Below are 13,240 nucleotides of genomic sequence, written 5' to 3'. Positions count from 1 at the left end.
ACCCGTTACAGGTGGCGTGTTAAGCGGGGTTATTGCTGGTGAATCAATACGCTTTCTTGCCATTGACGTGGCAAACGACGTGCTGATTTTTCCCATGCTGAGAAGTCAGATACTGGGTGCACGTTGCTGTATTCTTCGTTCGAGATCAGCTTGTCTTGTACTGATTGAGGTAACGTAACGCTGCTACGGATTGGACGTGCGTAACCTTCTGCTAGGTTGATTTGGCCTTGGTCGCTGAAGATGTATTCACGAGCCAGCTTCGCCGCGTTCGGGTTTTTCGCGTATTTGTTGATGATGGTGGTGTAACCAGAGATCACTGAACCATCTTGTGGAATGCTTACCGTAAAGCGCTCACGGTCGATCTTGTCACGGTAATTCAGTGCGTTGAAATCCCACATGATTGCTACTTCCACTTCGCCTTTTTCAAGGTTCGCGATGCTTGGATCTGTGTAAGACAGGCGGCCTTGCTTCGCTAGCTCACCAAAGAATTTAATCGCTGGTTTTAGGTTCGACTCGTCACCGCCGTTAGCAAATGCAGCCGCTAGAATTGCGTTGTTTGCTTGCGCGGCTACGCCTACATCACCGACTGTGACTTTGTAGTCGCCTTCGAGTAGGTCACTCCAAGATTTTGGTGCATCTTCAACAAGGTTGTTGTTTGAAATGAACGAAATAGTACCTGTGTAAGCCAGAGCCCAGTGACCATCTTTGTCTTTCGCCCAGTCTGGAATGTCATCCCAAGTCGTTGGCTTGTATGGCTGCGTTACGTCTTTCTGCACAGCGACACGTGCAAAGGCGAAACCGACGTCACCGATATCTGCAGTTGCGTTTCTTTTCTCTGCTTCAAATTTCGAGATCTCTTGAGCCGAGCTCATGTCTGTATCCTGATGCTTCAAACCGTAGTTTGCTTTCAGGTCAGCCCATGTGCCTTTCCAGTTTGCCCAACTGTCTGGCATACCCACACTGTAAACCGCACCCTCTTTTTGAGCGGCTTCAATCAGTGACTCAAGATCAGCATCCTTCGCCATCGCTGGCATTGAAAGTGTTGCCGTTATTAACGTTGCGCCGATTAGCTTTGTGGATGAACCCATAAGTTTGGCTGGCGATACAGTTGAACGGCTAAGCAAAGTTTTCATTGTCTCTATCCCTCTGGACTAGGTCAGTAAGTTCGTTTTGTATGCTATCGCCGGAGTGTGACGCTTTCGCGCAAGTTATTTGACAGTTAGGATGCATTTCCGTGGCAGTTATATTTCACTCATATGACAATAAGCCTTTGTTTACTGTCACATTCCTGTTAACTCCGTGGTTTACCTTATTGGGCACACGAACTTATGGACTAGATCAGCAATGAGAACATTGGCCACAGGGCAATCAGGGACACAGCTAGGCAGAATTAAGGCAAGCATCAGAGAACAGCTTCAATCAGGCATCTTCACCGAAGGGCAAAAACTGCCATCCGAAAGAGAGCTCAGCGAGCTGTTTTCAACCACACGAATCACGCTCAAAGATGCGTTGGTATCATTAGAAACCGAAGGTTTGATATATCGAGAAGAGCGCCGAGGTTGGTATGTGTCACCCGAACGTGTTCGCTATAACCCATTGTCACGTTCTCACTTTCATCAAATGATTCGTGAACAACACCGCATAGCAGAAACCAGACTGCTCAGCACCCGCACAGAGATGGCGGCAGGCGATTACGCCAAAGCATTAGAGATAGCACAGATCACCCCGATACACGTGATTGAGCGCTTGCGTTTTATTGATGGCAGAGCGGTGCTGTTTGTTGAAAATGTACTGAAAGCGCCCTTGTTTGATGGTGTCTTGTCGGAAAACCTCACCATGTCACTGACAGGCATCTACCGAGAAAAATACGGCTACGAGACCAAGCGCTCACGCTTTGATGTGATTCCCACCTCCGCCCCTGCGCATGTCGCCAAAGCACTGAATTTGGCAGAGGGCCAACCTGTTTTGAAGATCTGCCGAGTGAACTACAAACAAGATGGCGAGTTGATGGACTGCGAACTGGAATACTGGCGACCGGACTCTGTGGTCATTCATATTGACAGTATTGGTTAACATCACATGACCATTTGCCTAGTTTTAGACTTAGGTTTAGGTTTAGGTTTAGGTTTAGGAAGAAAAAGCTAACATACAAAAACTCCGACAAATTCTGTCGGAGTTTTTTAACGGTCGAACCTTGAAGCTGTGCAAGCTATCAACTCATGAATCAAGCTTGAGGAACTGTCTTACCCTTGATGAATCTGGGTTAGTGAAAAACTTCTCTGGGTTGGATTTTTCAATCAATATGCCCTTCTCAAGAAACACCACCTGATCCGACACCTGACGCGCAAACTCCATCTCATGCGTCACCACCACCATGGTGTAGCCCTCTTGCGACAGTTTCTTCATCACCAATAACACCTCTTCGACCAATTCCGGGTCGAGTGCTGACGTTGGTTCATCAAACAGCAACACATCCGGCTCCATAGCGAGTGCTCTGGCAATGGCGACACGTTGCTTTTGCCCACCCGATAACATACTCGGGTAGTTCTCTAGTTTGTGCGACATCCCAACCTTATCGAGTTGCTTACGAGCCATCTCTTCGGCGTCTGATTTCGCTATCTTCTTAACGTGAACGAGCGCTTCCATGACGTTTTGCAACACGGTTAGATGTGGCCACAAGTTGAAGCTTTGGAAAACCATACCAAGGCGCTCTCTGAGTTTCGCCAGCTCTTTATATTTGAGTGGTTTACCCGTTTCAGAGTTGATACCAATGCGTTCATCACCCATAAAGATCATGCCGCGCTCTGGCTGCTCTAGCCAATTCATACAACGTAATAACGTCGATTTCCCCGAACCTGACGAACCGAGAATACTCACCACATCGCCTTTGTTGATGTTGAGGTTGATGTCTCGCAGTACTTCTATGCCATCAAACTGTTTCGACAGGTTTTCAACCTTGATGATCGTCTCTCGTTCTTCCAATAGTGGCTCGCACTCAATCACTTCCAAACTCACGCTCGAAGAAGGGTTAATCGGTGCTTCCGTTTCAATAATCTCTGATTGTTTAAGCATGGCTAAGCCCTCTAAGTTCAACTTTGGTTTGGATTCGTTTGGTGATGGTTTCAAGTGCAATACTCACAGCCCAGTAGAGCGCGATAGCAATGATGAACGCATTCAATGGGATAAAGTAGGTCGATTGAATGCTGTTAGCGGCCGCGGTAATTTCTGCGACAGTGATGATGCTAAGAAACGCAGTGTCTTTTAAGCAGATGATGAGTTGGTTCGTGATCAGCGGAACCGATTTAAACAACACATTTGGGGTAATAACTCGGGTAAAGGTTTTGAATTTAGAGAAGCCATAAGCGTGCGCTGCTTCGATGTAACCTGGCTCTAGCCCCTTACGAACACCTCGGAAAATCTCACAAAAATAGGTACCATGATAGAGACTTAGCGCGATGATTCCCGCTGTAATCGCATCGAGTCGAATACCAACCTGCGGCAGCCCGTAATAGAGCAGGTACGCTAAGATAAGAAACGGCAAGGTGCGCATCATGCCTATCAAACTATTGATGGTGTACTTCACACCAAGTTTTGAATTTTCGAGGCAATACAACAAACTGATGCCAATGATGAAACTCAAGATTGAAGACGAAACAAAAAGATAAAATGTGGTCACAAACCCTGAAGCAAACAGCTCTTTTTGTTGCCAGATAATATTCCATTCTTCCATATTTACTCCTTAAACTTACCCGCTCAATAACGCATCACAAGCAGGTAAATGGTGCTTCTGACCAAGTAGCCGTGACGGCTAAACTATGGCTGTTGTTGATAGCTGTGACTGAGGTAGATGACTGCTAGCCACACTTACTGCTGCAGATAAGTGGCTCGGTTTTCAGCCACCGCTTGCAACTTCACCAACACGCCAATAATCAACATGTATATGGCGCCGGCACACAGAATCGGCCCAAGTGGTTCATAGGTAACCGCAGAGATTCGATTGGTGACACGAGTTAGGTCGACAATACCGATCACCGCAATCGCTGGGCTGCCCTTAATTAAGAACGACATCTCATTGACTAGCGCAGGTAGGCTCATGATCACCATTTGCGGGAACATGATGCGGCGAAAGTAAGTGATGCGTCTCATACCAATGGCTTCAGCCGCTTCCATTTGCCCTTTTGAAAAGTTAAGAAAGGCGTTGCGCCAAATCTCTGCATTGAATGCCGATGTATTGAGTGTGAGAGCTAAAATGGCAGAAACGTGTTTATCTAAATTGATGCCAAATGACGGAAAAGAAAGGAAAATAAACAGAGCCAACGTAACCAAAGGCGTTGCTCGTGCCCAACTAACATAAATGCCCAACATTTGATCCACAAACGGGATTTTCATCATTCTAACCAAGGCAATCATTAAGCCAATGACGACACCTAATACAATCGATACTGCCGATATCCATGCCGTTGCCCACGCGCCCTGTAGTAACTGTTCCCAAGCGTAATAATCCATAAACGACCTCTTTGATCAGCGACTTCTTTCGATAGATTGTGCGCCAATGACTCATGGGTTAAACCGCTTTGAACCCATTGGCATGGACACAAACAGCCGCTAACTGTTTGTGTCGGCGCATGCTTATTCATCTATTGAACGGCTGTTAGCTTGTGATACTGCTCAACCGAAGTGATGGCTTCTGAAGGGAGTTGGTCGAACGATTCACCGAACCACTTCTTCTGCAACTCTGCCATTTTTCCTGTTTGCTCAAGGTGTAGGAAGAATTCCGTTAGGTAAGCCAAAAGCTCAGGATTATCTTTAGGAACTGGCCAGCTAACGAAACCTGGGCCAGAGACTGCTTCGCCTTTTTTGAATACCTTTGACTTGGACTTCACTACCTCGTTAACTGAAACCACACTGTTGATCACATAGTCGATACGACCGATTGCCAAGTCGGAATACGCTTCTGGATAAGATTGATACTGAACGACTTTGCCCAAAGACTTGCCTTGTGCTTCTAGCATCTCTTCCAGCTCAGGAAGTCGCTCTAACAAAGCACTACCCGCTTGTAAGCCAACAGTTTTACCGTCTAGATCCGCGACAGTATTAATGTCGTCATCACCTGCTCGGGTTAAGAAGTAGTGCTGCGCGGAAGCAATAGGCGGCGTAAAGTCAAAGGCCTTTAAACGGGCGTCGGTAATGATTGCTCCGGTTAACGCCACATCGTATTGGCCTGCGGATACTGACGCGAGTAGCCCAGTCCAAGGTAAGATCTCTTGTTCAATATCGAACTTCGAATATTCACGCAGTTCATCAAGCAGATCTTTATTAATCCCAGCCGGATTACCACGATCGATGTAGTTGAATGGCGAATAGTTGTCTTCTGTCGCCACTTTCATAAAACCTTGCTTTTCGATGGCTGCAAGCTCGGATGCTTGTGCGATACCAAAACAACCCAGTACGACTGTTGCTGCCGCTGCTGAAACCCATGCCTTCATCGTCATTCCCTGTTTCATACGCTTTCCTTATCGAGATTATTTGCCTGCCTTTACTTTATGAACGGAATGCCTCGAAGACGTAGAGCCAATTTAATTTTCGGGTTGGGACAGAGCAATTTTCTAGTTTGGGACAAAGTAACTTTCGGGTTTGGGACAGGGCACCTTTCTCATTAGATACCGTTCAAAAGCCAGTCCTTAGAACATCCATATGAACTCTGGCTCACTTCTTGCTCTTTTATACAAATAGGACCGAGGTTTACTGAGAATAAGGACTGTATCTCATGGCGATAAATCACAATTGTTTCATCGAGTTTGATTCCAAAAGAAGCCTGCAAGAACAAGTGCGTAGCTATTTGGTGACGGCGATATTGAATGGTATTTTTCCTGCGGAACAAGCGCTTCCGTCTTGTCGCAAGCTCTCTAGCCAATTGGGCGTTTCACGCAATACGGTCTCGTTGGTGTACGACAGTTTGCTCGATGATGGTTATCTCATCAGCAAGCCTCGCAGTGGTTATTACCTGTCAGAAAAGTATCAAAATCCGAGCGAAGAAATAGACGCGAACTTGGATCATTTTGAATCAACAGACAACGACAATGCACCGGATTGGAGCAAGCGAGTTAAACTGCAATTGAGTCAATACCCTCGCATCGTCAAACCCTCGCATTGGAGCTGCTATCAGTACCCCTTTATTTTTGGCCAACCCTCTATCAATGACTTTCCGTTAGCGCAATGGCGGGAAGCCACAAGAAAGGTCACCTCAGATCCAAATGACCACCGCTGGCTGTGTGACAAGGTCGATAAAGACGTCGACATGCTGGTCGAACAGATACGCACAAGGGTGCTTCCTCAGCGTGGTATTCACGCCCAAAGTGATGAGATCCTCATAACCTTAGGTTCGCAGAATGCGCTGTATTTGATTTCGACTTTGCTCATGAACCATCAGAGCCGAGTCGGAGTCGAGAACCCCGGCTACAAAGAAGCGAATCACATCTTTAATCTATCTGGCGCGCAGTTACACCCGCATCAAGTGGATGAACAAGGATTGAGATTCAATGAGCACTCTTCACTGTGCGATCACTTCTATGTCACGCCTAGCCATCAAGCCCCAACTGGCGTCACCATGAGTGACGAGCGTCGAACTCAGTTACTGGAAATGGCCAAAGCCAACGACGCGGTGATTATCGAAGACGACTATGACGCCGAGTGCAACGTGGAGTGGAACCCTAAACCCGCGCTAAAAGCCAGTGACAAGGAAGGACGCGTCATCTACGTCAGCAGCTTCTCTAAGCTATTAGCACCCGGCTTAAGATTAGGCTACATCGTGGCACCTGAAGAGTTGATCTACGACCTTAGAATACTGCGTCGCTTGATGTATCGACACGCGCCAAGCCGCGTTCAGATGGAAGTGGCGCACTTTATTGAACAAGGCTACTACGACAGCTTTGTGAGGCGCTTTAGGGAAAACACACGTCAACGCTGGAAGCTGATCAACGATGCCGTCTTGAAATACCTACCTGACTGCAAGCGACTGGCTCAAAGCGAGCAGGCCAACTCTCTGTGGTTACAAACGCCCAGCCACATCAATAGCCAACGTTTAGCATCGCGAGCCGCACAAAAAGGAATACTGATTGAAACCGGGTATTCACACTTCATGACTAATACCGAGACGGAATCGGGCTGTGAAGCATTGTCAGAATATGATCCCAACTCCTATTTTCGATTGGGCTTTCACGCCATCGACAAAGATCTGATCGCACCCGGTATCAAAGAGCTGTCAGAGGTGATGAAGATCTAGCATCACTTAAGAGCGGTTTGAGCAGAGTGATTTAGTGAATAAACGTAAAAAGAGCATCAATCGATGCTCTTTTGTCGTTTCTGAAGGTTAGGTTTGGCACGTTGAAAAGAACGGGGAATCCTTTGCCAAAGTGCCTTGGTTGCTGTGCTGGCTATCTTATTGAAGAATTAAGAAGCGAGTTCAAACAACACTTCATCAATGATCTTAACGCCTTTCTTAATCTCGCTTGGCTGAATAACCAAAGGTGGCGCAACGTGAATGCGATTATTCACAATGAAGGTCAACAGGCCTCGCTTGGTCAATTGCGCTTTCAATTGCCCCATTTTTTCATTGCTCAAAGGTGTCTTGCTTTCACGATCTTCCACCAGCTCTACCGCCCAGAACATCCCTTTACCGCGCACATCACCAATCATAGGGTGCAACTCTTGAAGACTCAGTAGGAGCGGCCCTAGAACGCTGTTACCGACGTTATCAGCATGTGTGACAATGCCCTCTTGCTCCATCACATCGAGCGTTGCAACGATAGAGGCCATTGCCAAAGGGTGACCAGAATACGTTAAGCCGCCCATAAAGAAGTTTGACTTAAAGTGCTCAACGATCGGTTCGCTGACCACCACGCCACCAGCCGGCACGTAACCTGAGTTAACCCCTTTAGCAAAAGTAATCAGATCCGGTACAACATTGAAGTGTTCAAACGCGAACCACTTACCCGTGCGGCCAAAGCCGACCATCACCTCATCAAAGATCAGTTGAATGCCATGTTTGGTTGCTAGCTCACGCACGCCGATAAGGTAGTCTTTGGGCGGAATGAGAAAGCCAGCCGTTCCCGGAATGGTCTCTAGGATAATCGCCGCAATCGCCGTTGGCCCTTCGCATTCAATCACTCGCTCTAAATGCTGCAGGGCACGCTCACTCTCTTCTGCCTCAGTCGCCGCGTTGAACTCGCTTCGATAGAGAAATGGATTGAAGAAGTGAACGTGCCCACGGCTATACTCGTTTGGAATTCGACGAAAGTCCCCCGTCGCAGCAATCGCAGTGCCTGTATTACCATGGTAAGAACGGTAAGCAGATAGCACCTTGTCACGCCCTGTGAATTGTCGCGCCATGCGAATCGCATTTTCGTTAGCGTCTGCGCCGGCATTGGTAAAGAACACCTTCTTAAACGTGCTTGGCGCTTTCGACAAGATGCGCTTGGCCGCCAAACCGCGAGTGAGGTTGGCAGTCGCAGGGGCAACGGTTACCAATGAGTCCGCTTGATCTTTAATCGCTTTGATCACTTGTGGATGCTGATGACCAATATTGGTGTTAACCAGTTGGCTACTAAAATCAAGGTACTCTTTACCTTCGTAGTCCCACATTTTGCATCCTTGCCCACCCGCAATGGCGATAGGCTCCGCTGCTTCTTGAATCGACCAAGAATGAAATACGCTCTTGTCGAGGTCGATAATATCTTGGTTCACAAGCTGTTCTGTTGATACTTCCATTTCATCGTCTCCATTAACAACACTAGATTCACAGCCGCTCGTGCTTGGCTCGTCTTCGAGAATGAAAGACACAAAACACGACATTGAAAAGGCTGCGCTATCGGATGGAATAATCTTCATCCCAAACAGGGCGGAGGTCATAGTGTCAGTTTCAACAAAATCGTGGGCCAGTGAATCAGCCCAAACCTGCTCCCCGATCCAACCAACAGCCTGACCCAATCCAATCGTCGATCTGGCTCTATTCAAAATTCTTAGGTGTGAATAGATTGAAAGGCAGACGAGACAAGTCTCATCGAACGCTAATTAACGCAGCAGCAATATCAAAAGCAAAGAGGTGAGCAAGAGTGGAATTAGGATTAGCGATGACATTGATTCTGTTTGCAGGAGTAGTTCGAGGCTATTCAGGGTTTGGGTTTGCGATTATCGCAGCGCTCTCCCTCAGCTTTATTGTTCCACCATTGCAAGCGGTAACCATCGCTATCCTGTTGGACTTTTTAAGTACCTTTCCCCTGCTCAAGCGAAGTAAAACCACCATCAATATCCGGCTTATTGCACCACTGTGTATTGGCATGTTGGTTGCGGTGCCTTTCTCGCTGTATTTCATTAGCACGATATCGGAATCAGGCTTGAAGGCCTTTATAGCGATGATGTCTTTGGTCGCTGGCACGCTGATTATTTTGGACTTACGCCTCACTTGGCTACACCAACGACACGCGTTTTGGGCGGGAGCAATTTCGGGGTTTAGCATGACCACCGCTTCTTCGGGAGGGCCGCCATTAGTGACGTATTTGATGAACCTAACCATTAAAACCAGTGAACAGAGAGCCACCGCGATTGTGTTTTTTCTGCTGAGTTCAGCAATTTCACTGGTTGGCTTCATATGGATTGGCGCATTTAACCAAGAATCGTTCATCACAGGTTTATGGCTATTACCGGCAGCTTTGATTGGCAATGTACTGGGGCAAAAGCTGTACCTATCAGTACCGAACTTGTCTGCAAAAACAACGACCGCGCCGATTTTGATCGGCATGGCACTACTTATGTTAATTTCAAATTAGAAGGATGTATTTATGGATAAGATAGCGTTCATTACAGGGGCAACCTCTGGTTTCGGCAAAGCGGCAGCAAAACGTTTTGCAGAAGATAACTGGTCGTTAGTGTTGTCTGGTCGCCGAATCGAAAGGTTACTCGACCTAAAGGAAGAATTAACGGTGCCTGTACATGTAATTCAACTCGACGTTCGAGACGCAGACGCCGTAAAACAAGCCATTGATTCACTACCTGCTGAATTCTCATCGATTACCGCATTGGTTAATAATGCTGGGTTAGCTTTGGCACCAGAAGGCTCGCCTGATGTAGACTTGAAAGACTGGCACACAATGATCGATACCAATGTCACTGGCTTGGTCAATGTCACTCATGCATTGTTGCCAACGTTAATTAAGAGTGGCGCAGGAAGCTCGATCATCAATGTTGGATCAATCGCCGGACAATGGCCTTACCCAGGAAGCCATGTGTATGGTGCCAGCAAAGCATTCGTAAAGCAGTTCAGTTACAACCTACGTTGCGACCTACAAGGCACTGGAGTGCGTGTAACTGACCTCTCTCCAGGCATCGCAGAAACGGAATTTACTCTTGTAAGAACCAAAGGTAACCAGACGGCTTCAGACAATCTTTACCAAGGTACCACACCGTTGTCAGCAGAGGATATTGCCGAGCAGATGTTTTATATCGCAACCTTGCCAGATCACATCAACATTAACCGAGTCGAAGTAATGCCGACACGTCAAGCATGGTCTGCGTTCGCAATCGATAGAGATTAAGTTCAAACCGACACATACAAAAAAGGTGGTCTTTCAGGCCACCTTTATCATTTCTTTCACACGATACTTCAAATATAACCAACGGCATAAAAGACTATGTCTAACTCGCCTCATTACTCTTTTAATGAAAGTAAGATTAGAGATACTCAACTAAACGATTTTCTGCTCGTGTTCCTTGCTTGATTCGGTCTCTTTCGACAAGAAACTGGCTACGATCTCTCTCAGTTTCCCCTGGTTAACAGGCTTAGGTAAAAACTCATCCATACCCACATCAAAACATAGGTGCTTGTCTCGCTGTACGACATTGGCTGTCAGCGCAACGATTGGAATGTGCTTTGAAGACCCTTCTTCGAGCGCTCGGATCTGCTTGGTCGCTTCAAAGCCATCGAGAACCGGCATCTGACAATCCATAAAGATCATCTCGTATTCGTTGGCCTTGAATTTATCGACACCAATTTCACCGTTGTCGGCAATATCAACTTCAAAGCCTAGCTTCTTGAGCATCATCTTGGCGACTTGTTGGTTCACTCGAGAGTCTTCAACAACCAAAACCGTACCACTAAATTCTCCGGCAGCCGCGACAGGTTTTGACTCTGCTTCAATTGGAGCTTGTTTACCGGCTTGTGGGGCGTTTACAGAAACAGTGGGAGCCTCTTTACCAACCGCCGCAGGTTTGGTTAGCGGCACAGGCTCATTGTCTTTAAACGCAACCTCTCCTCTGTTCGGATAAGTAAAGACTGAAGTATCAGCGGCTCTCGCGAGTACCTCACTGATGGTCCATTTAAGCTGATTATCTTGGTAAGGACGCGCAATGTAGGCAACAAAACCGACTTGTTTAGCACGAGCTTCATCTTGCTTTCTAGGGTCAGCAGAGATCATCACTAACTTAGGACACTCGCTACCAAAGCGTTCAACTAAGCTTCTCGCCAGTTGAAAGCCATCAACGGACGGCATTACTTTGTCTATCAGCACGAGATCATAAGGTGATGACTTAGCCACAGACTCTGAAACCAACTCTAACGCTTGGTTTGCCGTTTCACAGCACTCAGACTTAACGCCGAAAGATTGAAGCTGTGTAGACGTTATACGCATGTTCAGCTGGCTATCATCCACAAGCAGAACCGAAACCTTATTGAAATCGATATTGCTTTCATCGGCTTCTAAACACGGGTCAAAGTCAGCCGTAAAAAAGAATGTACTGCCCTTACCTTCAACACTGGTGAGTTCAAGCTTGCTGCCCATCAATGTCACGATCTTCTCGCATATTGTTAGACCAAGCCCTGTGCCTCCGTAAATACGTGTGGTACTGCCGTCGGCTTGTTGAAACTTATCGAACACCGATTTCTGTTTGTCTTCTGCAATACCGATACCGCTGTCGACAACCTCGAACTTCACTCTGAGTTTTTGCTCAGGCTCAACCACCTCTTCCAAACGAAGCGAGAGCGTGACGTGGCCGTGCTCGGTAAATTTAATCGCGTTGCCTACTAAGTTATTTAGGACTTGTCTTAGTTGAGTACCGTCGCCAATCACCATAGTTGGGATCTTAGGGTCGATCGCTAATTGGAATCGAAGCCCTTTCTGCTCCGCTTTCACTCGGAAGGTTGATTCAACGTCGGCCGCAATGCCCATCATTTTCATCGGCTCTTGCTGAAGCTCTAGTCGCCCCGCTTCGATCTTCGAGTAATCAAGAATGTCATTGATTAAGTCGAGCAAAGTAAGCGAAGAGGTGTTGAGCATGTTGATGTACTCTTTTTGCTCTTTCGGCATATCCATTTCAGAAAGCAAAGACGACAACCCGATAATCCCATTCATTGGGGTACGGATTTCGTGACTCATATTGGCAAGGAATTCACTTTTATTGCGGTTGGCCACCTCAGCAACGTCTTTGGCTTTTTCCAGCTCTTTGTACTGTTGACGAATACGTTCAATAGACTGGTTATAACTGCTCTCGAGTGTCGAGATCTCATCTTTGTAAATAGAGTCAGTTGGCGTTAAGAAGCGCGGTTTGTTGTCTTCGACCTGTTGCTGGTTGATCTGAGAAGACATGGTCATCAAACGTTTTACGACAAGGCGATAGACTATGGTTAAACATACAAGAGACAGCAAGAATATTTTGACGGCTTCGAAGGCGAGCAACAGTAGCACTCGTTCTTCAAAGTCATTGAGAATCATACTTAAATCAGATTGCACCGTGAGCGTTGCCAATGGGAAATCTGTACCACCCATTTGGTGCACCATTTCCCAAGACTGGGAATAAGATTGGCCTTCGGTCTTTTGACCTAACTCTAGAATTTTTTCATCGGGGCTTTCAATCAGAAGGTAACTCACAGACGGCAGACGAAAGATGCCTTCTGCTTGCACAAACAGTTGAGCACGGTCTTCGACCCACAAGCTGGACGTTAAACCGGAGAGATAACCGGCCTTAACCTGTTCGACCTGAGAGCTGATAAAAGAAACTCGATTTTGGTACTCCACATACAACCCGAGACCTGTCACTATAACAGTGAATAAGGTGCTGATTGCGATGATTACCCCGATCAACTGTCGGGAGAGTCCAATATAGCGTTTTCCTTTTGTCACCATACACAAATTACCATTATTGTTATCCTAGCAAACTACAATTACTCAACTAGTATAATAGTAGTCATTCA

General features: G+C 46.8%; 11 protein-coding genes. 4 read left to right on the top strand and 7 right to left on the bottom strand.

Features of this window, described 5'->3' with window-relative positions:
* Window positions 1-29 precede the first annotated feature (29 nt).
* Window positions 30-1,133 carry an ABC transporter substrate-binding protein gene (locus tag MSG36_RS02335; protein ID WP_248366004.1) on the bottom strand — a complete coding sequence of 368 codons (1,104 nt, stop codon included), beginning with the start codon at window positions 1,131-1,133 and terminating at the stop codon, window positions 30-32.
* A 211-nt stretch (window positions 1,134-1,344) separates the two neighbouring features.
* On the opposite strand from MSG36_RS02335, the gene MSG36_RS02330 reads away from it, so the two are divergent.
* Entirely contained in the window at window positions 1,345-2,073 is a 729-nt protein-coding gene (locus tag MSG36_RS02330) for a UTRA domain-containing protein (protein ID WP_248366002.1), read from the top strand.
* 144 nt (window positions 2,074-2,217) lie between these two features.
* Here MSG36_RS02330 and MSG36_RS02325 read toward each other — a convergent pair whose 3' ends face one another.
* The 4 genes from MSG36_RS02325 to MSG36_RS02310 form a co-directional block, all read right to left on the bottom strand.
* On the bottom strand, window positions 2,218-3,072 hold the full coding sequence (locus MSG36_RS02325) for an amino acid ABC transporter ATP-binding protein (protein ID WP_282452171.1): 855 nt from the start codon (window positions 3,070-3,072) through the stop codon (window positions 2,218-2,220).
* Window positions 3,065-3,730, bottom strand: a complete 666-nt coding sequence (locus tag MSG36_RS02320; RefSeq protein WP_017066357.1) for an ABC transporter permease subunit — start codon at window positions 3,728-3,730, stop codon at window positions 3,065-3,067. The genes MSG36_RS02325 and MSG36_RS02320 overlap by 8 nt, the downstream gene beginning before the upstream one ends.
* Window positions 3,731-3,864: 134 nt before the next feature.
* Window positions 3,865-4,506, bottom strand: coding sequence for an amino acid ABC transporter permease (locus MSG36_RS02315; protein WP_017066356.1), 642 nt, complete (start codon window positions 4,504-4,506; stop codon window positions 3,865-3,867).
* A gap of 131 nt (window positions 4,507-4,637) precedes the next feature.
* Window positions 4,638-5,504: a transporter substrate-binding domain-containing protein gene (locus MSG36_RS02310; protein ID WP_248366000.1), complete on the bottom strand. Its 867-nt coding sequence runs from the start codon at window positions 5,502-5,504 to the stop codon at window positions 4,638-4,640.
* 263 nt (window positions 5,505-5,767) lie between these two features.
* Between MSG36_RS02310 and MSG36_RS02305 the strand changes: the two genes are divergently transcribed.
* Window positions 5,768-7,282, top strand: coding sequence for a PLP-dependent aminotransferase family protein (locus tag MSG36_RS02305; RefSeq protein WP_050653100.1), 1,515 nt, complete (start codon window positions 5,768-5,770; stop codon window positions 7,280-7,282).
* A gap of 167 nt (window positions 7,283-7,449) precedes the next feature.
* Here the strand turns inward: MSG36_RS02305 and MSG36_RS02300 are convergent, their stop codons facing one another.
* Window positions 7,450-8,766, bottom strand: coding sequence for an aspartate aminotransferase family protein (locus tag MSG36_RS02300; RefSeq protein WP_061038567.1), 1,317 nt, complete (start codon window positions 8,764-8,766; stop codon window positions 7,450-7,452).
* A gap of 362 nt (window positions 8,767-9,128) precedes the next feature.
* Between MSG36_RS02300 and MSG36_RS02295 the strand changes: the two genes are divergently transcribed.
* Complete coding sequence (locus MSG36_RS02295) at window positions 9,129-9,824, top strand: sulfite exporter TauE/SafE family protein (RefSeq protein ID WP_048611165.1); 696 nt, start codon at window positions 9,129-9,131, stop codon at window positions 9,822-9,824.
* Window positions 9,825-9,836: 12 nt separating this feature from the next.
* Window positions 9,837-10,589: an SDR family NAD(P)-dependent oxidoreductase gene (locus tag MSG36_RS02290; protein WP_248365999.1), complete on the top strand. Its 753-nt coding sequence runs from the start codon at window positions 9,837-9,839 to the stop codon at window positions 10,587-10,589.
* 150 nt (window positions 10,590-10,739) lie between these two features.
* Here MSG36_RS02290 and MSG36_RS02285 read toward each other — a convergent pair whose 3' ends face one another.
* Window positions 10,740-13,172 (bottom strand): response regulator, encoded by a 2,433-nt coding sequence (locus MSG36_RS02285; RefSeq protein ID WP_248365998.1) that lies wholly within the window; start codon window positions 13,170-13,172, stop codon window positions 10,740-10,742.
* Window positions 13,173-13,240: the final 68 nt, after the last annotated feature.

Origin of the sequence: Vibrio sp. 1CM8B (genome assembly GCF_023161685.1) — a bacterium.
GTDB classification, from domain to species: Bacteria; Pseudomonadota; Gammaproteobacteria; order Enterobacterales; family Vibrionaceae; genus Vibrio; species Vibrio coralliirubri.
The sequence above is the reverse complement of the archived record's forward strand: the minus strand, read 5'-3'. Positions and strand labels throughout refer to the sequence as shown.